12 protein-coding genes, 1 tRNA gene and 1 pseudogene are annotated in these 25927 nt (G+C 65.8%); 8 read left to right on the forward strand and 6 right to left on the reverse strand.

From position 1 onward, the window contains the following. Positions 1 to 140: 140 nt before the first annotated feature. The 4 genes from CSC70_RS06870 to CSC70_RS06885 all read right to left on the reverse strand — a co-directional run bounded on the left by CSC70_RS06870 (position 141) and on the right by CSC70_RS06885 (position 11327). A complete protein-coding gene (locus CSC70_RS06870) occupies positions 141 to 2033 on the reverse strand; it encodes a M61 family metallopeptidase (RefSeq protein WP_162455940.1) in 1893 nt (630 codons plus the stop codon). Between the two features lie 213 nt (positions 2034 to 2246). Then, complete coding sequence (dnaE, locus tag CSC70_RS06875; protein WP_162455941.1) at positions 2247 to 5831, reverse strand: DNA polymerase III subunit alpha; 3585 nt, start codon at positions 5829 to 5831, stop codon at positions 2247 to 2249. Positions 5832 to 5965: 134 nt separating this feature from the next. After that, positions 5966 to 8527, reverse strand: coding sequence for a glycoside hydrolase family 3 protein (locus tag CSC70_RS06880; RefSeq protein ID WP_246189344.1), 2562 nt, complete (start codon positions 8525 to 8527; stop codon positions 5966 to 5968). Positions 8528 to 8624: 97 nt separating this feature from the next. Continuing rightward, entirely contained in the window at positions 8625 to 11327 is a 2703-nt protein-coding gene (locus CSC70_RS06885; protein WP_162455943.1) for a TonB-dependent receptor, read from the reverse strand. A gap of 456 nt (positions 11328 to 11783) precedes the next feature. Between CSC70_RS06885 and CSC70_RS06890 the strand changes: the two genes are divergently transcribed. Together CSC70_RS06890 and CSC70_RS06895 are read left to right on the forward strand one after the other, a co-directional pair. Then, entirely contained in the window at positions 11784 to 13118 is a 1335-nt protein-coding gene (locus tag CSC70_RS06890) for a glycoside hydrolase family 30 protein (RefSeq protein WP_246189345.1), read from the forward strand. Between the two features lie 63 nt (positions 13119 to 13181). Continuing rightward, complete coding sequence (locus CSC70_RS06895) at positions 13182 to 14195, forward strand: LacI family DNA-binding transcriptional regulator (protein ID WP_162455945.1); 1014 nt, start codon at positions 13182 to 13184, stop codon at positions 14193 to 14195. A gap of 46 nt (positions 14196 to 14241) precedes the next feature. On the opposite strand, the gene CSC70_RS06900 is transcribed toward CSC70_RS06895, so the two are convergent. After that, complete coding sequence (locus CSC70_RS06900) at positions 14242 to 15663, reverse strand: sugar porter family MFS transporter (RefSeq protein WP_162455946.1); 1422 nt, start codon at positions 15661 to 15663, stop codon at positions 14242 to 14244. A gap of 302 nt (positions 15664 to 15965) precedes the next feature. On the opposite strand from CSC70_RS06900, the gene CSC70_RS06905 reads away from it, so the two are divergent. The 6 genes and pseudogenes from CSC70_RS06905 to CSC70_RS06930 form a co-directional block, all read left to right on the forward strand. Continuing rightward, positions 15966 to 16042, forward strand: a tRNA-Arg gene (locus CSC70_RS06905). Between the two features lie 93 nt (positions 16043 to 16135). Next, complete coding sequence (locus CSC70_RS06910) at positions 16136 to 18217, forward strand: phytase (RefSeq protein ID WP_162455947.1); 2082 nt, start codon at positions 16136 to 16138, stop codon at positions 18215 to 18217. A 280-nt stretch (positions 18218 to 18497) separates the two neighbouring features. Beyond that, positions 18498 to 20996, forward strand: coding sequence for a bifunctional aspartate kinase/homoserine dehydrogenase I (gene thrA, locus CSC70_RS06915; protein WP_162455948.1), 2499 nt, complete (start codon positions 18498 to 18500; stop codon positions 20994 to 20996). Further along, positions 20993 to 21916, forward strand: coding sequence for a homoserine kinase (locus tag CSC70_RS06920; RefSeq protein ID WP_162455949.1), 924 nt, complete (start codon positions 20993 to 20995; stop codon positions 21914 to 21916). Before thrA ends, CSC70_RS06920 begins: the two co-directional genes overlap by 4 nt. Continuing rightward, positions 21913 to 23205, forward strand: a complete 1293-nt coding sequence (thrC, locus tag CSC70_RS06925) for a threonine synthase (RefSeq protein ID WP_162455950.1) — start codon at positions 21913 to 21915, stop codon at positions 23203 to 23205. The genes CSC70_RS06920 and thrC overlap by 4 nt, the downstream gene beginning before the upstream one ends. Positions 23206 to 23274: 69 nt before the next feature. Next, positions 23275 to 24412, forward strand: a pseudogene (locus CSC70_RS06930) (LacI family DNA-binding transcriptional regulator); the annotation flags it as partial. Here CSC70_RS06930 and CSC70_RS06935 read toward each other — a convergent pair. Then, positions 24303 to 25925, reverse strand: coding sequence for an alpha-amylase family glycosyl hydrolase (locus tag CSC70_RS06935; RefSeq protein WP_246189369.1), 1623 nt, complete (start codon positions 25923 to 25925; stop codon positions 24303 to 24305). The pseudogene CSC70_RS06930 and the gene CSC70_RS06935 overlap by 110 nt on opposite strands. Between the last annotated feature and the right edge of the window lie 2 nt (positions 25926 to 25927).

The following is a 25927-nucleotide window of genomic DNA, read 5'->3' on the forward strand; positions in this document are numbered from 1 at the left end:
CCGGGTTTCCAACCGACGGATGTCGGGTCAAGCGCGCAGTTTAGCCGATGCCGGGCCGGTTCCCCGTACCCGGGAGAATGGCGGGCCCAAGCAGGGCTGGCACTGCTGCGCAACGCCAACCCGTTGATACGGAAGGGGATTCACTTCCTTTCTGCAAAGATGTCGCTCAGGTAGTCCGGCCGGCCTTCGATCCGTTCCAGGTGCGGATGACGAAGGCCGTCGTGGTAGTCCACTTCGACGGTACGGAAGCGGTCGAATTCCTTGAGCAGCAGGCGAATCGGGGCCGAATCGTCCTTGGCGGCCTTGATCGCATCCTCCAGCACCGAACGGCTGTAGGCCTGGTCGTTGACTGCCATGATTTCGGTGCCGGTGCCGATGCCGGCGTTGAAGGCCGGGCCGTCCCAGCGCACGTCGGTGGTCTTGCCGGCCTTGTCCAGGCTCAGGCCCAGCGAATAGGTGAAATCGGCGCCGCCGCCCGCCTTGTTCATGGCCTTGGCATAGGCGCTGGGTTCGTCACGATAGACCAGCCGCCAGCCGCTGGCCTCGATGCCGCCGGTCAGCGGCACCTTGCCGTCCAGGCGCTCGCGCAGGAAGCCGGTCCAGTCGTGGGCGACGACACTGTTCAGCGCGGCGACCACATCGTCGAAGGTGTAGGTATTCGGCGCTTTCCAGATGCCGTTATCGACACCGAAAAAGGCCTTGGCGAAGTCGTCCAGTGATTTCCTGTTGCGGGTCTTGTTGCGGATCAGCGCATCGGCTTCCAGCCAGACCATCTGGCCGCCGCGGTAGTAGTCCTCGCTCATCTGGTAGTTGCGATAGGCGCGCGGCGCACGGCTGGCGATGATCGGGTCGTTGGTGGTGTCCTGCAGGGCGCGCCACTGCAGCCCCGGGCGGTTGTCGGCATAGGTGGCGACCACCAGCGCCAGCGCGTCCAGCGATGCGTCCTTCGGGCGCATGCCCGAGCGCGCGGCTAGCACGTTGCCCCAGTACTGGGTCTGGCCTTCGTAGACCCATAGCAGGCTGTCCTGCATCGGCACGTTGAGGTTCGGCGTCCACAGGTCGGCGCCGCGCCGGTACTTGCCGTTCCAGGAGTGGGTGTATTCGTGCGGCAGCAGGTCGCGGAAGCCGACCTTGGCGTTCCAGTCGGTGAAATAATCGGCGCTGACGCCGTTCTCGCTGCTGCGTTGGTGCTCCAGGCCGATGCCGCTCATCTGTCCGGACAGGGCGAGCAGGAACTGGTAGTGGTCGTAATGCTGGCCGCCGTACAGCTTGACCGCCTGCTCCACCATCTTCTTGTGCTGTTCGATCTGTTCGGGCTTGGTCTCCAGGTACTTGGCCGCGTCGGCGACCAGGCCCAGCTTCACCGGCACCTTGCTGCCGGCCGGGGTCAGGTCGATGTTGCGGGTGTACTTGCCGGCGAAGACCGGTGAATCGACGAGGATGTCAAAGTTGACGTCCTCGTAGTCGACGGTGTCGCCGCGGCGGCCGTCTTCGTGCAGGCCGGTGAATGCGGTCCAGCCGGCCGGGTAGGTGACGCGCGGGTCGAACACGATCTGCGTGCCGTAGTGGCCGGCCGGATACAGGACGGCGGCGACCCACTGCAGGTTGAGCATGTTCGGGGTCATCACCACCCGGCCCTGCGAGCGGTCGGTCGGGGTGAGGTAGTCGAATTCGGCGACGACCGTACTCGCGCCTTCCGGCACGGTCAGATGGAAGGCGTTGACGTCCAGGGTATCGCGCGTCCAGGCCAGCTTGGTTCCGTTGGCGGTGAAGGTGATGCCGGCGATCTTGTCGATCGGATTGCGCGGCGAGTGCCCGCCGGGCACCCACTTCGGATACAGCAGGGTCAGTTCGCCGGGACGTACCGGGATGGTTTCCCGGATCCGGAAGATACGCTGCGACAGGTTGGTCGCGTCGACTTCGACCCGGATCGTGCCGGGGGTGTAGGGCGTGTCGGCCGGTGCGGGCACTTCGGCATGGGCGGCGGCGGCAATCAGCGGCAGGGCGAAACAGACAAGACGGCGGCGAAGCATTCGGCACTCCGGAAAGGCATCGGGGAAGGTGGCAGGCCGCATTTCGGTGCGGGCATGCCGACATCGGAAACGTAGCTGAGATTACCCTGTATTTCAGTTGGATGAATACATCATCGGTGCAACGGCGGCAGGGCCTGCCGGCGGATAGCCGAGTGAACGGCAAATACCATGACGTCCTTCACTTGTGCGGGATTGTTTTCCGCTTGAATCGGCTCAGTTCATCCACGGGCGATGAATGCTCAACTTCACCTTGCGTACCCCTGGATGGTTGCGCAGCGCGTCGATCAGGTCGGCGTCCACCCGCACCGAGTTCTCGCCGTTGAGATCGAGCACGCCGGCCACGCCTTCCGGCGCGCCGGCCGCCTTGCCGTTGCCGACCAGCAGATCCAGCCGCAGCGGCGTGCCGCCGGGGCGGTGCCGCGCCAGCAGCGCATCCACGCGCTCCCAGATGCCGCGTTCGCGCAGGTCGAGCCGCAACGACAAGCGTTGCGCGTGCTGCGCGCACAACTGGGCGTAGTCCCAGCATTGGCGCACGCGCAGGCTGAAGCCACCGTTGAACTCGTCCTCGCGCAGGCCACCGCGCACGACCAGGATGCGGTCGCGGGTGAACAGTTCGCCGAACTCGGCGGCCGCATCCGAGAACACGCTGCACTCGACGAAACCGCGGCCGTCTTCCAGCCGCACGAAGATCTGCGAATCGCCCTTGCGGCGCAGCGCGACCACCTGTCCGGCCAGCACCGTTTCGATTTCCGCCCGCCAGCCCTTGCGCTCGCTTGCCGGTTGCGCGCTCCACAGCCGCTCCAGATCGCCCAAGTCGTGGCCGACCAGGCCATGCAGGTCTTCGCGGTGGGGATCCATCGGATGCCCGCTGAGGTAATGGCCGAGCGAATCGCGTTCGCCGGACAGCTTGCGCATCAGCGACCATTCCTCGGTTTCCGGCAGTTCGATCGTGAGCGAGGCTTCCGCATCGCTGACGCCGCCGAACAGCGATACCTGCCCGGCATCGCGTTCGCGCGCCAGTTGTTCGGTTGCCTTCATCGCCTCGGGCAACTGCAGCATCAGCGTAGCGCGGTTGGTGCCGAGCGCATCCAGCGCGCCGGACTGGATCAGCGCTTCCAGCGCACGCCGGTTGAGCCGGGACGAATCGACCCGCTTGCAGAAATCCAGCAGGTCGCGGAACCGGCCGCCTTCGGCGCGCGCCGACACGATCGCCTCGCAGGCGCCCTGGCCGACGCCCTTGATGGCGCCCAGGCCGTAGCGGATCGTGGTCGGGTCGGTGGCGACGAACATGTAGTCCGAGTGGTTGACGTCCGGCGGCAGCACCTCCAGTTGCAGGCCGGCGGCTTCGTCTAGGAAGCCGACCACCTTGTCGGTCTTGTCCATGTCGCTGGACAGGGTGGCGGCCATGAACTCGGCCGGGTAGTGCTTTTTCAGCCACGCGGTCTGATAGGCGACCAGCGAATACGCGGCTGCGTGCGACTTGTTGAAGCCGTAACCGGCGAACTTCTCCATCAGGTCGAAGATCTCATCGGCTTTGCGTTCGCCGACACCACCCTCGGCCGCGCCCTTGCGGAAGATTTCGCGGTGCTTGGCCATTTCCGCCGGCACCTTCTTGCCCATCGCCCGGCGCAGCAGGTCGGCGCCGCCGAGCGAGTAGCCGCCGACGATCTGCGCCATCTGCATGACCTGCTCCTGATAGACCATGATGCCGTAGGTCTCCTTCAGCATGGCCTCGGTGCGCGGGTCGGGGTAGGCGAATTCCTCGCGCCCGTGCTTGCGCTCGACGAAGGACGGGATCATGTCCATCGGCCCCGGCCGGTACAGCGCGTTCAGCGCGATCAGGTCCTCGAACCGGTCGGGTTTCGCATCCTTCAACGCACGGCGCATGCCGGCCGATTCGAACTGGAACACCGATCCGGTATTGCCGTTGGCGAACACGTCGCGATACACGCTGGCGTCGTCCAGCGGGATCGCGGCGATGTCCAGTGGCGCTTCGCCGGAAGCTTCGCGTCGCGCGTTGATCGCCTTCACTGCCCAGTCGATGATGGTCAGCGTGCGCAGGCCGAGGAAGTCGAACTTGACCAGGCCGACGCCTTCGACGTCGTCCTTGTCGAACTGGGTCACCGGGTTCTTGCCCAGCGTGCCGTGGTCGTGTTCGGCGAACAGCGGGCAGAAGTCCGACAACGGCGACGGCGCGATGACCACGCCGCCGGCATGCTTGCCGGCGTTGCGGGTCAGGTCCTCGAGCTGGCGACCGAGGTCGATCAGGTCGCGGACGTCGTCTTCGGAACGGTAGCGCTCGATCAGTTCGGTGGCGATCATCGACTCGTCGTTCTTGCCTTCGCCCATCACGTCCTTGAGCGAGATGCCCAGCACGTTGGGCACCAGCTTGACCACGCCGTCGACGAAGCCGTACGGATAGCCGAGCACGCGGCCGGCGTCGCGCAGCACCGCCTTGGCGGCCATCGTGCCGTAGGTGATGATCTGGCTGACCCGGTCGCGGCCGTACTTGCGTGCGACGTAGTCGATAACTTCGTCGCGGCGGTCCATGCAGAAATCGATGTCGAAGTCGGGCATCGACACGCGTTCGGGGTTGAGGAAGCGCTCGAACAGCAGGTTGTACGGCAGTGGGTCGAGGTCGGTGATCTGCAGCGCCCAGGCCACCAGCGAGCCGGCGCCGGAGCCGCGGCCGGGGCCGATCGGGATCCCGTGATTCTTGCCCCACTGGATGAAGTCGGCCACGATCAGGAAGTAGCCGGGGAAGCCCATCTCGATGATGGTGTCCAGCTCGAACTCCAGTCGCGCGAAGTAGTCCTCGCGGGTCTTGCCCGGCGCCAGAGGATTTTTCTGCAGTCGTTCTTCCAGGCCGGTACGCGACTGGCTGCGGATCCAGCTGTCCAGGGTTTCGTCGTCAGGCACCGGGTAGGCGGGCAGGAAGTAGGTGCCCAGCTGCATTTCCATGTTGCAGCGCTGCGCCAGCGCCCAGGTGTTGTCCACCGCGTCGGTGATGTCGGCGAACAGTTCGGCCATTTCGTCGGCCGATTTCAGGTATTGCTCGGCACTGTAGTCGCGCGGGCGCTTGGGATCGTCCAGCACCCGGCCGGAGGCGATGCACACGCGCGCTTCGTGGGCGTCGTAGCCGCTGCGGTCGAGAAAACGCACATCGTTGCTGGCCAGCAGCGGCAGCCCGAGCTTGCCGGCGGCATGCAGGGCGAAGGCGTTGAAGGTGTCTTCGCCATCGCGGCCGGTGCGGGTCAGCTCCAGGTGGGCGTTGTCGCCGAACACGCGCCGCCACTCGTCCAGCTGCAGTTCGGCCAGGTCGTGACGGCCGCCGACCGCCAGTCGTCCGGCCAGGCTGTGGCGACCGAGGATGGCGAACAGCCCGGCATGGTCTTCGCGCAGCCATTCCGGCTCGATCGCCACGCCGTCGCCGCGGTGGCCTTCCAGCCAGGCGCGGGTCAGCAGCCGCGACAGCGACAGATAGCCCTCGCGGTCGCGGCACAGCAGGGTCATCGTCGAGGGTGCGTCGCCGCCGTCGGCGACCATCACGTCGGCGCCGGCGATCGGTTTGATCCCGACCGCCTCGGCTGCCTTGTAGAACTTCACCAGAGCGAACAGGTTGTTGCGGTCGGTCACCGCCAATGCCGGCAGTTGCAGTTCGACTGCGCGGCTCAACAGGTTGGGACGGTCGCCGGCCTTGTCCGGCCGGGCCTGATCCGGTTTTTCGGGCACGCGGATGGTCGAATCCGCCAGCGAGAATTCGGTATGCAGGTGCAGGTGGACGAAGCGTGACGGCATGCCGGGTCAGGGTAGCCCCGGGGGTGGGGGCGGGCAAGGCTTGACACCTGCGGACCCGACCGGATCGGGCAACCCGCGCCTGGAGCACCTGCCTGCGACGCCGGATCGCGACGTCGCAGGCAGGGTTGTGCGATTTACGGCTCGACGGGGCAGGCCAGGGCGTCGGCATCCTTGCCGGCGCCGGCGACGATCCGGATGTTGGTGAAGGCCGCCGCGAACGGGGCGTCGGCGCTGATCGCGAACGGGGTCTCGATCCCGGCCAGATCGGCTCCGCGTTCGGCGAAGCAGCGCAACGGTACCTTGATCGTGTGGCGTTCGTTCTGCGGCAGTTGCGACAGAGTTGCGGTCAGGTCGATGTCGGCCACGCAATCGTTGCCGCAGGCCATCGCCAACGTCGTTTTCGAGGTCGGGACATGGCGCAGCACCATGTCGAACTGCAAAGCGGCATTGGCTTCAGCCAGTGCCACCAGATTGTTGCGCGAGGGATTGCGTGACATGAAGGTGGCCGGTGCCAGCCAGGTCACTTCCTTGGCATCCTGCTGGGTGTTGATCTGCACGGTTGCGATCTGCAGGGCCGAGGAATTTTCCGGCCAGCGCAGGGTCTGGTTCAGATCCGAACCCAGCGCGCGCTGCTTGTCGCCCGCCGACAGGGTCAGGGCGAACGGCGCGATGTCGGCCATGTTGAAGATCGGCAGCATGGTCGCCTCGCCGCAACTGATGGTTGCATCCTCTGCCAGCGTCCCGAGCGCGCTGCTGTCGGCATAGCCCAAGCCATAGCCGACCGCGAACTGAGGTTGGCCGTCGGCAGCGGGACAGGCCGCAGCGGGCCACGGGAAGGTCAGCCGACCGGCGAAATCGTGCACCGGTTTGCCGTCGTCGCCGGCGACCAGCACGTCGGCGACGCCGCTGCCTTCGGTACCCGGCAGCCAGGCGGCGACGAAGGCGTCCGACAGGTTGAGCAGGTCGTTGACGTACAGCGGCCGGCCGGACAGGAACACGGTGATGACCGGTTTGCCGGAAGTGCGCGCGGCCTGCAGGGTCTTCAGGTCTTCCGGATGGCGCTGGCTGTGGCCGACCGTGCTGGACGGCACCAGATCGCCGCTGGTTTCGGCATAGGGGGTTTCGCCGATCACGGCGACGACCAGGTCGTAGCCGGCCGGGTCGGGAGTGTCGCCATCCTGGGCGAAGACGACGTTGGCATCGCCCAATGCGGTGCGCAGCCCGGTCAGGATGCTGTCGGCGTTCGGATAGTCGGCGTTGGAGTTTTCGGTACCCTGCCAGGTCAGCGACCAGCCGCCGGTCTGGTTGGGGATGTTGTCGGCGCTCTTGCCGACCACCAGTACCCGTTGCCCGTGCCTGATCGGCAAGGCGGCGCCGTCGTTCTTCAGCAGCACCAGCGATTCGCGCACGGCGCGGCGGGCCAGGTCGCGGTGCAGCAGGGATTCCGGCTTGCCGGCATAGCGGTTCTGCGACGGCGACTTGCCGTCGAACAAGCCGGCACGCAGCTTGACCCGCAGGATGCGGCGGACGGCATCATCGATGCGTTCCATCGCGATTTCGCCGCTTTCGACCTGGGCGACGGTGTTAGCGATGAACGCCTTCCAGTCGTCCGGCACCATCACCATGTCGATGCCGGCGTTGATCGACAGCGCACAACTGGAATTGCTGCAGCCCGGCAGCTGGCCGATCGCGTTCCAGTCCGAGACGATGAAGCCGTCGAAGCCCATCTTTTCCTTGATTGCGCCGGTCAGCAGATCGCGATTGCCGTGCATTTTTCCGTGCTCGGTGCCGGTGGCGGCATCGGTCCAGCTGTTGTACGAGGCCATGATCGTCTGCGCGCCGGCTTCCAGCGCGCCGTAATAGCCTTGTCCATGCACGTTGATCAGTTCGTCCAGGGTCACGCGCGCCACGCCCTGGTCCTTGCCGTTCTCGGTGGCGCCGTCGCCGATGAAATGCTTGGCGGTGGCGACCAGATTGCCCTCGTCGGCGAAGGTTCCCTGCATGCCGCGCACATAGGCGGCGCCGTACTCCCGCACCAGTTCCGGCGTGGAGGAGAAACTTTCGTAGGTCCGGCCCCAACGCGCGTCTTGGGCGACGGCCAGGGTCGGCGAGAAGGCCCAGTCGATGCCGGTGGCGCGGGTCGAGCGAGCGGTGGCCTCGCCGATGCGCTCGATCAGTTCGGCGTCGTGCGCGGCGCCCAGGCCGATGTTGTGGGGGAAGATGGTGGCGCCGAACACGTTGCTGTGCCCGTGCACGGCGTCGGTACCCCAGATGATCGGCACCGGAACCTTCATGTCGGTCGCCATCGAGGCGGCGTAATAGGCATCGGCCAGGTTCAGCCAGTCCTGCACCGAGGCATGCTTGTTCTTGCCCGGCCACGAGCCGCCGCCGTTCAGCACCGAACCGATGTAGTACTGGCGGACTTCGTCGGGCGTGATCGACTTGATCTCGGCCTGGGTCATTTGTCCGACCTTCTGTGCCAGCGTCATCCCGGAGAGGATCCCGTCGATGCGCTGTTCCAGCGCGGGGTCCTTGCCGATCGCGCTGCGGACCTGCGGCCAGTCGCTCAATGCGGCTGCACCGGCCGGAGCGGGGGTGGCGGATTGTTCGGCGGACGTGTCGCTGCCGTTTCTGCAGGCGCCGAGCAGCACGGCAAGGCAGAGGCTGCTCAGCGCCAGGGTTTTTGCGGTACTCACGTCGGTGTGACTCCCATGCGTCGTCTGGTGATAGACGGGGCTGCAAGAAAAATGCACCGGACCCGTCAGGGTCCGGTGCATGGGTCGATCAAGGCGATTACAGCGAATAGCGGAAGCCGATCAGGTACTGGCGGCCGTACTCGGTGTATTCCTCGGGGAAATACAGTCCCAATCCGTTGGAATCGCTGACTTCGGTGCGGAACGGTTCATTGTTGAGGTTGTTGACCTGCAGCAACAACGTCAGTCCGTTCAGGCGACTGGACTCCGGGAAATCGTAGCTCAGCTGCATGTCCAGTACCTTCTCGCTCAGCGTGTAGCGATATGATCGCTGCCCGAACAGAGACGAATACTCGCCGCGATACTTGCCTCGATACCGTTCGCTCAGCCGTGCGGAGAAGCCGCTCTTCTCGTAGTACACGGTGGCGTTGGCGACGACCTTGGACAGGCCGGGAATGGTGTCCGTGCTGGAGCCTCCCGGGCCGTCCGGATCGATCGACGATTCGGTGTAGGAGGCATTCAGCAGCATGCCGAACCCTTCCAGTGCCGGATGGAACAAGTCGCCGGCGAGCACCGTGCTGAACTCGGCGCCACGCATGTAGCCGCCCTCGCCGTTCGCGGGCGTGGAGTAGGTGCCGTAGTTGCTGATCGGGGTGTTGCCGTTGTCGTCGTAACCGCTGAAGTCCCAGTTGTCGATGGTCTGAGTGTAGACGTAGGACTCCAGGTGCTTGTAGAACAGCGCAAGGGCCACGTAGCTGCTGTCGCCAAGGTATTTCTCTACCGAGAGGTCGACGGACCTGGCTCGATAAGGTTCGAGCAACGGGTTGCCGCCGCTGCCGCTCCAGGTACCGGTGGTGGTGCTGACGCCCGCGCCGCTGTATGCGCCCAGGTCGTTGATGCGCGGACGCATCATTTCCTTGGCGGCGCCGAAACGGGTCATCCAGCCGTTGCCGAAGTCGGCGACCAGATTTAGGCTTGGTAAGATGTCGCCATAGGACGTGCCGAGTGTCTGTGCGCCGACGATGGTTCCGCCTGTGGCATTGAAGCCGGTCGAGGACTGATCTGTCCGTACATACTGGACGCCCACGTTGCCGCGCAACCGGACTTGGTCGGTCAGGTCAAGATCAATATTGGCCTTGGCGTAAAAGGTCTTGATGTCCTCTTCGACGATAAAATCCTTGCGCAGGTCGTCGTCGCTCTCGTTCAGGACCACGTCGTAGTAACTATAGAGAATGGCGCGTGGGTCGTAGGTAAGGATATTGCCCATGCCGGCGAAGCCAAGGCTGGTGGAGCCGAGTAGATCCGAAAGGCCGACTAGGGTGGGAGCCCCACCGCCCTTGAGGTCGGCGAAATACACCTGAGAGGACTTTTCCTTGGTCCGCTTGCTGAAATTGACGCCGACGTCGTAGCTGCGCAGGAAATCCGACGAATCGATGACATGGTTCAGATTCAGGCGTGCAGCCTTGATCGTGTCCTTCTGGGTCGAGTCCTCGAGGCGGCCGTCGTGGCCCCAGTATTGTGGGTCCCACAGGTAGATGCTGCTTGGGTCAGACAGGTCGGGCAGGGCGTAGTTGCCGTAACCGGATCCGACACCCACCGGGATGGAGAAGTCCACGCTCTGTCCTCCCAGTGCGCCGGCATAGGTTTCCAGCTGCGACTGGTCGCGATCGGCGCGCGAGTAGCTCAGATCGGCGTCCAGGGTCCAGGTGTCGGCGAGCTTGAACGAATTGTTCCAGCCGATCGAATAGAGCTTGTCTTCGCGGGTGTTGCTGTCGTTGCGCACCACTGGTTGAATGCCTTCCAGCGTGCCGCCATTCACCACCGGGACGCCGTCGACAGTGGTCGTGGTCACGCTGGAATAGCTGGCCGCGCCACTGTTCCACCAGGGGTCGTTGGTCCACATCGCGCCGCGAGTGATTTCGTCCTGGTCGAACTTGGAATAATAGACATCGAGGATGCTGTGGAAGGCATCATTGGGCTTGAATTCGAAAACGCCCATCACGCCATCGCGCTGCAGCTCGCGTGATTTGATCCAGCCCTCGGCGCCTTGCAGGGCAATGGCATCGGCGGGCTTGGCGCCCTGCGGTGCTCCCCACAGGTCGGTATTGGCCCACCACCAGGCCTTGTAGTGCTGCTCCTGGAACGGCGAATCCAGCCTTGCGACTCCCAAGGCGACACCGATGGTGTTGTCGCGGAACTGGTCGACGTAGGAAGCCGCAATACGGTAGCCCGTGTCGTCCCCGCCGTCGGTGAGGTCGCCCAGCGAGTTGTATTCGCCCTGGCCGCTGAACACGATGCGGCGTTCACCCAGATCCAGCGGGCGGATGGTCTGCATGTCCACGGTGCCGGAAAGGCCCTGTCCAACTAGCGACGCATCGGGCGTCTTGTAGACGACCACCGCATTGATCAGTTCGGCGGGATACTGGTCGAATTCGACGCCGCGATTGTCGCCGGTGGTGACTTGCTCGCGGCCATTCAGCAGGGTGCCGGCGAACTGCTCCGACATGCCGCGGATGTGGATGACCTGCGAACGACCGTCCACGCGCTGGGTGGTGAGGCCGGGCAGGCGGGAAATGGAGTCGGCGATGCTGATGTCGGGCAGCTTGCCGATGTCTTCGGCCGAGATCGCCTCGACGATGGAGGTGGATTCGTTCTTGGTTTCCACCGAACTGGCGATTGCGGCACGGATGCCGGTGACCTTGACGGCGTCGAGCGTTTCGACGTCGGTATTCGTGCCGGCGTCGGTGGCCTGCGGGTCGGGCGCAGCGTCGGCCTTCGCCGCTTCTTCGGCATGGACGCTCACGGATGTCAGCAGGGCGAGGCAACAGGCAATGGCCAAGGTCTGCCTGCGGGGCTTGTGTGAGATATCCGGTTGTGATGAACGATTGCGGCGCGTCATTTTTGACCCTCTCCAAGGATAATTGACAGCGCTGTCATATCTGATGCCAAATGCAAAAGTCAATCGAACCTTCGGCATGCCGGCTAAGTGCTTGTTAGCATGGTGTTATCTGAAGTAGGGATTGTCTTCAGGGGCAGATTTGCGTTGCGGTGCAGCAAGGCAATGCGCTGAACAATGAGCGTCTGCACGTATCGAATCGGAGAAAGAATGGAGTGCAAGGAATTCTTCAAACGAGCCGGGTCATCCCTGCTTGTCACCTTGTCGGCAGTCTTGATGCTGTCGTGCGCGAAGCCGAAATCCGGTGATGTCGATCAGGCTGGTGTCGAAGCGTGGCTGACGACTTCGGACCGATCAATGGAGATGACCAGGTTGCCGGATACCGGATTTAGGCAACAGCCGGCTCTGCCTATCGATATCCGTGTGGACGAAACGCAGCGGTTCCAGCAGATCATCGGCTTCGGCGCATCGTTGACGGATGCTTCTGCCTGGCTGATCCAGCACAGGCTGAATCCGGCACAGCGGGAAGCATTGCTGCGGGAGTTGTTCGGCCGGGACAACGGCGGACTGGGCTTCGATTTCGCCCGTCTGACCATCGGTGCTTCCGATTTCTCGCGCCATCACTACAGCCTTGACGATCCTCCGGATGGCAAGCCCGACCCGGAGCTCGAACATTTCAGCATCGACGAGAATCGCGACGACGTGGTTCCGGTGGCCCGCGACATGCTGGCCGTCAATCCCGGGCTCAGGATCATGGCCTCGCCTTGGAGTGCGCCTGGCTGGATGAAGGACAGCAACAGCCTGATCCAGGGCACGCTGTTGCCCGAGTACTACGACGCGTTCTCACGCTATCTGCTGAAGTACGTGGATGCCTATGCGGCAGAGGGGATACCCGTTTTCGCATTGACCGTGCAGAACGAGCCCGATTACGAGCCGAAGGACTATCCGGGCATGCGGCTGAATGCGCCGGCGCGTGCGCGTCTGATCGGCGACCACCTCGGGCCGATGATCGCAATGCGCGGCAACGGCCCGCTGATCTTTGACTGGGACCACAACTGGGACAAGCCGGAAGAGCCGATGGGTGTGCTGGCCGATCCGGCGGCGGAACCCCATGTTGCTGCGGTGGCCTGGCATTGTTATGGCGGCAGCGTGGAGGCGCAGACGCCGGTGCACGAGGCGTACCCGGACAAGGACACCTACATGACCGAATGCTCCGGCGGCGACTGGGAGCCGATCATCAGTGGCGGCATGACCCTGATGGCACGCGAACAGATCATCGGTACATTGCGGAACTGGGCGCGTGGTGTCCTGCTGTGGAATCTCGCCCTGGACGAGAACAACGGACCGCATGCCGGCGGCTGCGGAACCTGTCGGGGCGTGGTGACCATCGACTCGGCGACCGGTGAAGTGTCCCGTACCGACGATTACTACGTGCTGGCCCATGCCAGCCGCTTCGTGCGGTCGGGAGCGGTCAGGATCGGATCCAGCGAAGGTCGCGATGGAATCGACAATGTTGCCCTGCAGAATGCCGACGACGATTCGGTGGTGCTGATCGTCACCAACTCCGAATCGGAAGCGCGCCGGATCTCGGTGTCGTCGGCGAAGGGTCGGTTCGCTTATACCTTGCCGGGCAGGAGTCTGGCGACGTTCCGTTGGCAAACCGGTGCCGGACAGGTCGATGCGGAGTCAGGCGACTGAGCCGCAAGCGGCGGAGCTCTGGCAGAATGGGGCGAGTGGGTGGCTTGCGGTAGCGGAGTCTTGATGCGGGTAAGGATCGAAGATGTGGCGGCGGTGGCGGGGGTCTCGATGAAGACCGTCTCGCGGGTGCTCAATCGCGAACCTGGCGTACGCGAGGAGACGCGCCGCCGCGTCGAGAGCATGGTGGAAAAGCTGGGCTACCGGCCGAATCCGTCCGCCCGCAGCCTGGCGGGGCAGCGTTCCTACATGGTGGCGCTGGTGTTCGACAATCCCTCGCGCAATTACCTGTTGGAGATCCAGACCGGCGTGCTGGAAGCTTGCCGGGAACACCACTACAGCATGGTGCTGATCCCGATCAGTTTCGGCCAGCGTGGCTACGTGTCCGAGATCGTGTCGATGGTCCACCAGTACGCCATCGACGGCATGGTGCTGGTGCCGCCGCTGGCCGACGACCGCAAGCTGCAATCGCAGCTGCAGGCGCAGGGCATTCCCGCCGCGCTGATTTCGCCGCGGGTGCGCCGCGACCGGATCGGCGTGGCGGTCGACGAACGCACCGCCGCGCGGGAATTGGTCGGAGAATTGATCCAGCTGGGACACCGCCGGATCGGGCACATCAAGGGGCCGCGCCATCATGGCGCCTGCCTCTGGCGCCACGATGGCTACCGCGACGCGTTGCAACTGGCCGGAATCGACTACGTCCCGGAACTGGTGGTCGATGGCGAGTTCACCTTCGATTCCGGTGTGCTCGCCGGCCAGCAGCTGCTGGATCTTGCCGCGCCGCCGACGGCGATCTTCGCCGGCAACGACGACATGGCAGCCGGCGTCATCCGCGTCGCAGGGATGCGTGGGCTGTCGGTGCCGGACGATCTTTCCGTCTGCGGATTCGACGATACGGAAATTTCCCGGCACATCTTCCCGGCATTGACCACGGTCAGGCAGCCGACCCGCGACATGGGTCGACAGGCCACGCTCGAGCTATTGGAACGCATTCGCGACCCGCAGGCCGGATCGATGCTGACCATGCCCTATGCGCTGCAGCTGCGCGAGTCGCTGGCGCCACCGCGAGCGCCCGGCTGATCGTTCCGACCTGCCGGGCGCCGATGCAGGGAGTGGCACAGGGCGATCAGCCCTCCATCTGCTCCAGTTCGCGACCCTTGGTTTCGTGCACGTACTTCAGTACGAAGAACACCGAGACCAGTGCAGCAGCAGTGTAGAGGCCATAGGCGCCGGCCAGGCCGATGCCGGTCAGCAGCATCGGGAAGGTCCAGGTGATCAGGAAGTTGGCGGCCCATTGCGACAAGCCGGCCACCGCCAGCCCGGAACCGCGAATCTGGTTGGGGAACATTTCCCCCAGCATGACCCACATCACCGGACCCCAGGTGCCATTGAAGAAGATCACGTAGATGTTGGCTGCGACCAGCGCCATGACGCCCATGCCATCGGAAAGCTGCAACTTGCCATCCATGTCCAGGCTGCCGGTCGCGAACGCCACGGCCACCAGTCCCAGCGTCACTGCCATGCCGGCCGATCCGATCCACAGCAACGGCTTGCGCCCGATGCGGTCCACCAGGGTCATCGAGACGAGGCAGGCGCCGATGCTGAGCGCGCCGGAGAGGACATTGATCAGCAGGGCATCGTTCTCGGAAAAGCCCACCGCCTGCCACAGCACCGCGCCGTAGTAGAACACCACGTTGATGCCGACCAGTTGCTGGAACACCGCCAGGCCGATGCCGACCCAGACGATCGGACGTACCTTGCCGGTGGTCTTGCCGATCAGGTCCGACAGCCGCGGACGGTGGTGATCGCTGGCCAGCGAGCGGTCGATTTCGTCCAGCTTGCGCGTGCCCGCGGTTTCGCCGTACAGGCGGCGCAGCACCGACAGCGCCGTTTCCTTGCGCCCCTTGGCTACCAGATAGCGCGGGCTTTCCGGGATCAGCAGCAGCGCCAGCAGGAACAGCGCGGCCGGGATGATTTCCATCCAGAACATCCAGCGCCAGGCCTCGTGGCCGCCCCACAGCGGGGTGATCGACGAGCCCGCCACCTTGGCCAGCAGGTAATTGCTGAGGAAGGCGGCAAACAGACCGCCGATGATGGCGATCTGCTGCACGCTGGCCAGACGGCCGCGGTACTGCGCCGCCGAGACCTCGCTGATGTAGGCCGGTGCCATCACGCTGGCAGCACCAACTGCCAGCCCGCCGAGGACCCGGTACAACACGAATTCCAGCGAGCCGGTTGCCACTCCCGAGCCCCAGGCCGAGATCAGGAAGAACGCTGCCGCCACGATCAGCATGTTGCGGCGGCCGAAGTGGTCGGCCAGCCAGCCGGCGAAGAATGCGCCGACCGCGCAACCCAGCAGCATCGAGGCGACATTGAAGCCGGTGCCGACCGAGTCGGAGTCGAAGGCGATCCGCAGACCATCTACAGTGCCGTTGATCACGCCACTGTCGAAGCCGAACAGGAAGCCGCCGATGGTGGCGACACAGCTGATCAGGATGATCAGGCGGGTGTTTTCGCTATCGCTTCGTACAGCGGATGAGTTGGGCATGAAGTGACCTGCATTCGTTCGGATCGGGGCACGGCACGGCCGGCAGGGTATGCCGATCCGGGTCCGAGGAGTATGACAGCGCTGTCAGCATACTTGACCTGTCGGTCCATGCATTCTGCATTGCAGCAGGACTTGCCGATTACAGGTGACCGGCGGAGTGGGTGGTTCGATAGACAGCTGGCATCAGCCGGATGATTGGGGCCGATCTCGCGACTCCCCGGTAACAGGATGGCTTCCCTATAATGTGTCGACGCCAGACGTGCCCATGCACGACATGCGCCTTGCAGGCTAAGGCATCCGCCGGCCCCGTAGCTCAGCTGGATAGAGCGCGCCCCTCCTAAGGGCGAGGTCACACGTTCGAATCGTGTCGGGGTCGCCATTCCGTGCTGGCACATGGATGCCGAACCTGCGGCTGTCAATTCGCTGTCAGATTGTTGCGCTAGATTCTGGAATTTTTCGGAACATGCGCGTGATGCAAAAGGGACACATGAAAAACGGCTGGGTGACCTCATTCGTCTTGGTCGCGGTGCTGGCGTCGTCGACGCCGGGGGTGCTTGCCGCCGTGCAACAGATTCCGGGACTGGAAGCCAAGGGTGAAACGGTGGCCACGGCCTCCGCCGAGATCGGCAGCGCGGCATTCATAAAGAGTGGTTCGCGTACTGTCGAGCCGCGGATCGTCGCCGCGACCGCGCTGGGCGGACTGGAGCTGTATTCGCTCGCCGGCAAGCGCATCGGTTCGGTGCCGGCCGGCGAGGCGGTGGCGGTCGATGTCGGCTACGACGTGGCGCTCGGTAGTGAGCGTGCCACGGTGGTCGCGGCGATCGACACCACGACACAATCCCTGCGCCTGTTCCGCTTCGCCGATGACCAACTGCAGGAGGCCGGAGCGCGGCCGATCCCGCTGGGATTCGCCGCCGAAGGCATCTGCACGTATCGGCATCCGCTGGACGGTGGCCTGCATGTGTTCATTGTCGGCGATGGCGGCGAAGTGGAGCAGCAGATCGTCTACGGCACTGAGGATGGCAAGCTCGACGCGCGCCAGGTGCGCAGGATCGGCGTGCCTTCGCCGCTGAAGCAGTGCGTGGTCGATCCGGTGGGCGGGCACGTCTATGCCGCCGAGGAAACCGTCGGTATCTGGCGTTTCAGCGCCGACCCCGAATCCGATGTGGCTGCGGCACTGGTCGATTCGCCGCGGGGGCACATCGATGAGGAAGTCGGCGGGCTGGCGGTGTACGACGGCGGCAGCGGCAGGCGCTGGCTGCTGGCTTCGAACGCCTCGGCGGGCACCCTCAACGTCTACGATCTGGAAAACGACGCGGCCTACCTCGGCAGCATGTCGGTGTCCGGGCAGGGCGCGGAAGCGCCCATCGACGAACCCGGCCCGCTGTATGCGAGCGCCGTCGTGCCCGGCAAACGCTTTCCACAGGGCGCGCTGCTGGTCGTCGACGAAGACGATGCCAACGCCAAGCTGGTATCGATAGCCTCGGTCGCCACGGCATTGGGTGTTTCGCGGAGTTCGGCAGATGCTGCCACCCCAGAAGCCGCCGCGTCGTCGGTCGCGGTAGTGATGCCGGTGGCGGAAACCGAGCCGGTCGCCAGTTTCGGCGATGCTGCCGACGATCCGGCGATCTGGGCCGATCCTACCGACCCGGAGAAGAGCCTGATCGTCGCCACCGACAAGAAGGGTGGCATGTACGTCTACGACATGCAGGGGCAGGTTCGGCACTTCCTGCCGGATGGCAAGGTCAACAACGTCGATCTGCGCAGCGGATTCCGGCTGGGCGGCGAAGAAATCACCCTGGTCACCGCGACCAACCGCACCCGCAAGAGCATTTCGATCTACCGGCTGGACACCGCCGAGGGCAAGCTGGTGGACGTGGCCGACGGCCTGCAATCGACCGGCATGCACGATCCCTACGGCCTGTGCATGTATCGCAGTGCGCGCGACGGTGGCACCTACGTGTTCGTCAACGGCGACGACGTCGCCAAGAAACAATGGCGGCTGGTCGATGCCGGCGACGGGCGCGTGCGCGCGGAGCTGGTGCGCGAGTTGAGCTTCGATTCGCAGACCGAAGGCTGCGTGGCGGATGACGATGCCGGCATTCTGTTCGTCGATGAGGAAGACGTTGCCCTGTGGGCGCTTTCGGCGGAACCGGATGGCGGCGATGCGAAAACCGCGATCGACCGCGTCGAGGACAATCCCGCGATCCGGGACGACCTGGAGGGCGTGGGGCTGTACGACCTCGGCAACGGCCGTGGGTACTTGGTCGTGTCCAGTCAGGGCAACGATACCTATGCGGTGTACCGGCGCGAAGGCAGGCGGGAATATCTGGGTTCGTTCGCGGTTGCCGGGGATCCGCAGCGCGGGATCGACGGGATTTCCGAGACCGACGGTCTGGACATCAGCAGCGCCAACCTCGGTCCCGGGCTGGAGCACGGCGCGATGGTCGCGCAGGACGGCCGCAACGTGATGCCGGTGCAGAACCAGAACTACAAGATCGTGCCCTGGCAGGCCATCGCCGAGGCGCTGAAGCTGGAAATGCGGCAGCCGTAGGCGGGTTACGGGTCCCCGGACCCGTTCGGCAATGGCGGCGGTCGGCCTTGTGTCGGCCGCCGTTTCAGTTGAAACACTTGCGGTTCCGCCGTGGAACATGGCATCTTGCCGCCGATGCGTACCGGCTCCACCATCATTACGATTACCGGCACCACCATTCGCATGGTGCGGCCCGTCGTGTACGCGTAACCCTTAAGCACACGGCCCCGCACCTGATCAGGATGCGGGGCGGTCCCCGACCTGATGCGTGCGGAGCCTCACCACCGAGGCCCAGTCCCACATGTCGTCCGTCCAACCGCTTGCAGACTCCCCCTCCCAGGCCTTGCGCACGGTCGTGCACAAGTTCGGCGGCACCTCCGTCGCCGATGCCGACCGCTACCGCCATGTCGCCCAGCTACTGCTGGCGCGCGACGAGGACATCCAGGTCACCGTCGTTTCGGCGATGAAGGGCGTGACCGATGCGCTGATCGAGCTGTGCCGGCTGGCCGCGGATGACCGTTCCGAGTGGCACGAGCGCTGGCACGAGCTGCGCGCGCGCCATCGCGGCGCTGCCGTGGCCCTGCTGGGCGAGGCCTCGGGGCCGGTGATCGAATGGCTGGACGAGCGCTTCGGCAAGCTGCAGGAGATACTGGATGCGCTGCGGGTGATCGGCGGCCTGCCGGAACTGGTGCTGGAGCGGGTGCAGGGCCTGGGCGAAGTCTGTTCGGCGCGCCTGCTGGGCGAATACCTGCGACTGCAGGGCGAGGATTGCGCGGTGCTGGATGCGCGCGACGTCCTGCTGGTCGACCACAGCGACCTCGGCGTGGTGGTGGATTGGGAGGTCAGTGCGCAACGGCTGGCCGAGTGGCGCCAGCGCAACCCCCAGCATCGGGTGGTGGCGACCGGGTTCGTCGCCCGCGACCGCCAGGGCCGGTTCGCGACGCTGGGCCGCAACGGCAGCGATTATTCCGGCGCGATCTTCGCCGCGCTGTTCAACGCCGACGAGCTGCACATCTGGACCGACGTCGACGGCGTGCTGTCGGCCGATCCGCGCGTCGTGCCCGAGGCGGTGCAGCTGAATGCGCTGAGTTACGACGAAGCCTGCGAACTGGCGTATTTCGGCGCCAAGGTCGTGCATCCGCAGACGATGTCGCCGGCGATCAAGCGCGGCCTGCCGATCATCATCCGCAATACCTTCAATCCCGACCATCCGGGCACCCGGATCACTGCCCAGCGCGACACGGTCGGGCCGGTCAAGGGACTGACGCTGAGCCCCGGTCTGTCGGTGCTGAATCTGGAAGGCACCGGCCTGATCGGCGTGCCGGGCACGGCCGAACGGGTGTTCGCCGCGCTGCGCAACGCGCACGTGTCGGTGGTGATGATTTCGCAGGGTTCGTCCGAACATTCGATCTGCTGCGTGGTCAAGGGCGCCGACGCCGATCGCGGCGAGAAGGCGTTGCTGGATGCCTTCGCCCATGAACTGGACACGCACCAAATCCAGCGTGTGCAGCGCAGCAACGACATCAGCGTGCTGGCGGCGGTCGGCGACGGCATGGCCGGTCAGCCCGGCGTGGCGGCGCGGTTGTTCGAGTCGCTGGGCCGGGCGCAGGTCAACATCCTCGCTATCGCCCAGGGCTCTTCAGAGCGCAACATCTCGGTGGCGATCGACAGCGCCGACGCGACCAAGGCGCTGCGCGCCGCGCATGCCGGCTTCTGGCTGTCGCCGCAGACGTTCGCGATCGGCGTGATCGGGCCGGGTAACGTCGGCGCGACCCTGCTGGACCAGTTGCGCGCCGCGCAGCCGCAGTTGCTGGAGAAAGCCAACCTCGACCTGCGCCTGTGCGCGGTGGCGTCCAGCCGCAAGATGCTGCTGGACGAACGCGGCATCGGCGACGACTGGCGCGAACGCCATGCCGCGGCATCCGCGCCGCTGGATCTGGATGCCTTCACCGCGCATCTGGTCGATCTGCGCCTGCCGCACACGCTGATCGTCGATTGCAGCGCGAGTAGTGAAGTCGCCGACCGCTATCCGCAGTGGCTGGCCGCCGGCATCCATGTGGTCACGCCAAACAAACAGGCCGGCGCCGGTGTGCTGGCGCGCTATCTGGCTATCCGCGAGGCCGGCGAAACCAGCGGCGCGCGCTTCCGCTACGAGGCCACCGTTGGTGCCGGCCTGCCGGTGATCAATACCATGCGCGACCTGCTCGATACCGGCGACGAGGTCACCGCCATCGAAGGCATCCTGTCCGGGACGCTGGCCTGGCTGTTCAACAAGTACGACGGCAGCCTGCCGTTCTCGCAGCTGGTCGCGCAGGCGCGCTCGATGGGCTATACCGAACCCGATCCGCGCGACGACCTGTCGGGCACCGACGTGGCGCGCAAGCTGGTGATTCTGGCGCGCGAGACCGGCCGTTCGCTGTCGCTGGAGGACGTGCAGGTGGAAAGCCTGGTGCCCGAGTCGCTGCGCGATGCCGGGGTGGACGACTTCATGGCGCGCCTGCACGAAGTCGACGCAGGCTTCGACCGCCGCTTGCGGCAGGCGCGCGAGCAGGGCAAGGTGCTGCGCTACGTGGCCAGCGTCGACGCCCAGGGCAAGGCCAGCGTCGGTCTGGTCGAACTCCCGGAGGAACATGCCTTCGCCAATCTGCGCCTGACCGACAACATCGTGCAGTTCAGCACCCGCCGCTACTGCGACAACCCGCTGATCGTGCAGGGCCCGGGCGCCGGTCCGGAGGTCACCGCCGCTGGCGTGTTCGCCGACGTGCTGCGGGTGGCTGCCAATCAGGGGGCGAAGTTGTGAGCCGACAGGTGCGTGCGTTCTCGCCGGCGTCGGTCGGCAACGTCGGAGTCGGCTTCGACATCCTCGGTCACGCCATCGCCGGCGTCGGCGACACGGTGTCGGTGCGCCGGCTGCAGACGCCGGAGGTCCGCATCGCCGCGATCCGCGGGACCACGGTCGACCTGCCGCTGGATGCACCGTCCAATACCGCCGGTGCATCGCTGGTCGCGTTGCGCGAAGCGTTGCGGTTGCCGTTCGGATTCGAAGTAGAGATCGACAAGGGCATTCCGCTGGGTTCGGGCATGGGCGGTTCGGCGGCCTCGTGCGTAGCTGCCCTGGTCGCCGCCAACGAACTGCTGGACACGCCGCTGACCCGACAGGCGCTGTATCCGTACGCGCTGGTCGGCGAAGCGGTGGCCAGCGGCGGCCGCCACGGCGACAACCTCGGCCCGATGCTGCTGGGTGGATTGGTGCTGGCCACGGCCGAGCACCTGGCGAAGATTCCGGTGCCGGCGGCCTGGCACAGCGTACTGGTGCATCCAGACGCGGTGCTGGAGACCCGGCGCGCGCGCGAGGCACTGCAGGGCAGCTACGCGCTGAAGGAATTCGTCGCCCAGAGCGCCAACCTGGCGCTGGTGCTGACCGGTTGCCGGAACGGCGATGCCTCGCTGGTGCGGGCCGGCTTGCAGGACGTGCTGGTCGAACCGCGGCGCGCGCCGTTGATCGGCGGTTTCGACGCGGCCAAGCGTGCGGCGCTGCAGGCCGGGGCGATGGGCGCCAGCATTTCCGGTGCCGGTCCCAGCGTGTTCGGCTGGTTCGAAACCCGCGCCGATGCCGAAGCGGCTGTCCCCGCCATTCGCGCCGCCTTCGCCGAGGCCGGCTTCGACAGCCAGGCCTGGGTGTCGCCGATCGACAGCCCCGGCGCGGAGGTGCTGGCATGAAATTCGTTTCCACCCGCGAGCAGGCGCCGGCGGTATCGCTGAGCGCGGCGATCGCGGCCGGTCTGGCGCCGGATGGCGGCTTGTATGTGCCCGAGATCATGCCTGCGCCGCGCCAACTGCAGGCCGGCGACAGCCTGGCCGCCACGGCCACCACGTTGCTGGCGCCGTTCTTCGCCGGCGATATGCTGGAAGCGGAACTGGGCGCGATCTGCGAGTCGGCCTTCGACTTTCCCGCACCGCTGCTACCGCTAGCGACGCCGGGCGACCATGTGCTGGAGCTGTTCCACGGGCCGACCGCCGCGTTCAAGGATTTCGGTGCACGCTTCCTGGCCCGCTGCTTGACCCGTTTGCGCGGCGAGGGCGGGCGTCCGCTGACGATCCTGGTCGCCACCTCGGGCGATACCGGCGCGGCGGTCGCCGCCGCCTTCCACCGGCAGCCGGGCCTGCGGGTGATCGTGCTGTATCCGGATGGCCGGGTGTCGCCGCGGCAGGCGCATCAGCTGGGTTGCTTCGGCGACAACGTCAGCGCCCTGCGCGTGGCTGGCTCGTTCGACGATTGCCAGGCTCTGGTCAAGCGTGCGCTGGGCGATGTCGAACTGCAGGCGCAGGCACCGTTGAGTTCGGCCAACAGCATCAGTCTGGGCCGGCTGCTGCCGCAGACCAGCTACTACGCGCATGCCGCGCTTGGCCATTTCGCGGCGACCGGGCAAGCGCTGAACTTCGTGATCCCGACCGGCAACCTCGGCAACGCGATGGCGGCGATCCTGGCCCGCGCGCTGGGGGTGCCGCTGGGACGGATCGTGCTGGCGACCAACGCCAACCGTGTGCTGCCGGACTACTTCGGCGGCGGCGACTACGCGCCGCAGCCCAGTGTGGCGACCCTGGCCAATGCGATGGACGTCGGCGCGCCGAGCAACTTCGAACGCCTGCGCTGGCTGTACCGCGGCGACGATGTCGCGCTGCGCGCGGATTTCATTTCGACCAGTGTCAACGACGCCACGATCCGCGAAGTGATCGCCCGCCGCTTCCGCGATCATGGCGAAACCTTCTGCCCGCATACCGCCACCGCGGTGAAGGTGCTGGAAGACCTGCGCGCGGGTGGCGAGGGCGGCGACTGGGCGGTGGCGGCGACCGCGCATCCGGCCAAGTTCGAGAGCGTGGTCGAACCGCTGATCGGACAGGCGGTGCAGGTGCCGCAGGCCTTGCAGGAGCTGCTGGAACGGCCGGCGCATGCCGAGCCGGTGCCGGCCCGCTACGAGGTCCTGCGCGAGCGCGTGCTGGGCGGCTGACCCGGCGCCGACGGCCGGCTGGTTGCGATGCAACATGGCCGAAATGGCGGTTTCTGCGACACTCTGGCCATGTCGATCCGGGGCAAGGCCACATCGCTGGACATCGCGCATCTGGCGGGGGTTTCCCAGCCGACGGTGTCGCGTGCGCTGCGCGGCAGCCCGATGGTCAACGAAGAGACCCGGCAGCGCATCCTCGCCATCGCCGAGCAGCTCAACTACAAGGTCGACAAGAACGCCTCCAATCTGCGCACCCAGCACACCGGAACCCTGGCTCTGCTGTTCTTCGAGGACCCCACTCCGGACGATTCGGCGATCAACCCGTTCTTCCTGTCGATGCTCGGTTCGATCACCCGCGCCTGCGCCAGCCGCGGCTACGACCTGCTGATCTCGTTCCAGCAACTGTCCAACGATTGGCAGGCCGACTACGAGGACAGCAAGAAGGCCGACGGGCTGATCCTGCTTGGCTATGGCGACTATCTGCAGTCGCGTTCGCGGTTGCAGCGGCTGGTCGAACAGGGCACCCATTTCGTCCGCTGGGGTGCGGCGCTGCCGGGGCAGCCGGGGGTGTCGATCGGCTGCGACAACTTCCAGGGCGGCTGCGACATCACCAGCCACCTGTTGCAGCAGGGCCGCCGGCGGATCGCCTTCCTCGGCCACGCGTCCAACCACTATCCCGAATTCCTGGAGCGCCACCGCGGCTACTGCGCCGCCTTGCAGGGCGCGGGACTGGCGGCCGACGCGGACCTGCAGGTCGACGCGGTCACCACCGAGCAGTCCGGCTATGAGGCGGTCGGCGCGCTGTTGGAGCAGGGCTGCGATTTCGACGCGGTGTTCGCCGCCAGCGACCTGATCGCGATCGGGGCGATGAAGGCCCTACACGAGCGCGGCCTGCGCGTGCCGCAGGACGTGTCGGTGGTCGGTTTCGACGACATCCCGATGGCCAGCTTCGTCAATCCAGGCCTGTCCACCGTGCAGCAGGACACCAAGCTGGCCGGCAGCATCCTGGTCGACAGCCTGATCCGGCTGGTGTCGGGGGAGACGGTGGAAAGCCGCACCATCCCGGTCCGGCTGACCTTGCGCGGCTCTTCGCGCGTCGTCTAGCGCCGCAGCCGGCGCTGCATCGACTCGAGCAGGCGCGCGCGCAGGTCCGGGCGGGTCAGCGGCTGGTCGAAGAACAGCACGCGCACGCCGTGGGCGGGGACGTCGAACGTCGCGCTGTCGCCGAGGACGATGCGCTCACCGCTGAAGCCATCGCGCCAGTCGCCCGGCTGCAGGTCCCGCTGCAGCGCGATCTTCGCCTCGGCATCGCCCTTGTTGAGCAGCACCAGGGCGGTCTGCGCCGCGCCGTCGTGTTCGTACACCCGGTAGAACGCCGCCTGGTCGCCTTGCAGTATCAGATCGTGCTGCAAGCCGCGCTGCAGCGCCGGCGACTCGCGCCGCAAGCGGGCGATGCGGGTCAGCTTGCCGTGGATCGGGCTGTGCGCGGCATCGTCGATCCGCGTCTGGCCGTAGTAGTTGCGGTTGCCGGCGTGCTCGCCGCGCCCGCGCATGAAGCCGGTTTCGGAACCGTAATAGATCGCGGGGATGCCGCGCGCGGTGAACAGCCAGTTGTTGGCGTCGATGAAGCCCTCGTCGCTGGCGTCCAGCCGCGGCATGTCGTGGTTGTCGTAGAAGGTGACCAAGTCGTAGGGATTGGCATAGGGGCCGTCTTCCAGATATAGCGCCTTGCCGAGTTCGGCGAAGTCGCTGCCGGGTTTGGCGAACACGTCCTGTAGCTTGGACCGCAGCGGGAAGTCGAGCACGCTGATGCCGCCGTTGCGCGGCAGCGTGTGCGCGGCGATCGTCGCGGCGTCGTAGTTGAAGTCCTCGCCGAACATGAAAAAGCCCGGATGCCTGGCGCGGATGCGGTCGGCGAAGGCGGACCAGAAGCGGTGCGGCATCCAGCCGATGGTGTCGATGCGGAACGCGGCGGCGCCCTGGTCGATCCATTGCTCGTAGGCGCCAGCCAGATAATCGAGCACGGCCGGGTTGTCTTCGGCCAGGTCGGACAGCTGGGCCAGTCCGCCGTAGGTGTTGTAGAAGGTGTGCAGTGGATTGTGTTCCGGGTCGAGACTTTCCGGCGGCAGGTTCTGGTGGTCGGCCAGCAGCGTGCCGTCCTTGTCGTAGATCCTGCCGAACTGCGGTTGCGCGACCGTCATCGTGTAGGACGGCGAGCCGTGGTTGGCGACGATGTCCAGCACCACGTCCAGCCCTTCGGCCTTCATCGCGCGGGTGAAGCCGGCGAAATCCAGGCCGGCGCTGGGCAGGTGTTCGTCGAGCCGGTAGAAATTCACGCCCCAGTAGCCGTGGTAGCCGGTCTTGCCCTGGTCGGTCCAGAAGCTGCCCCAGCTGGCCGGCGTGCCGCCGCTGAAGGCCTGGTCCGGGTTGTCGACGATCGGGGTCACCCAGACTGCGTCGAAACCCATGTCGTGGATATAACCGGCATTATCGACGATGCCCTTGAAGTCGCCGCCGAGGTAGCCGATGTTGGCGCTCTGGTCATCCGGCGCGCCGGCGACCGGGCGGTCGAAGGTATGCCACGCGCCTTTGGCCTGGTCGCGCTGGTCGTTGGACGGGTCGCCGTTGACGAAGCGGTCGGTCACCACGAAGTAGATTGCCTTGGCAGCGAATGGCTCGGTGGTGCCGTAGATGTCCTCGGTCGTCGTTGGTGCCTGCGCCATTG

Origin of the sequence: Pseudoxanthomonas kalamensis DSM 18571 (assembly GCF_010211745.1) — a bacterium.
Lineage (GTDB): Bacteria > Pseudomonadota > Gammaproteobacteria > Xanthomonadales > Xanthomonadaceae > Pseudoxanthomonas_A > Pseudoxanthomonas_A kalamensis.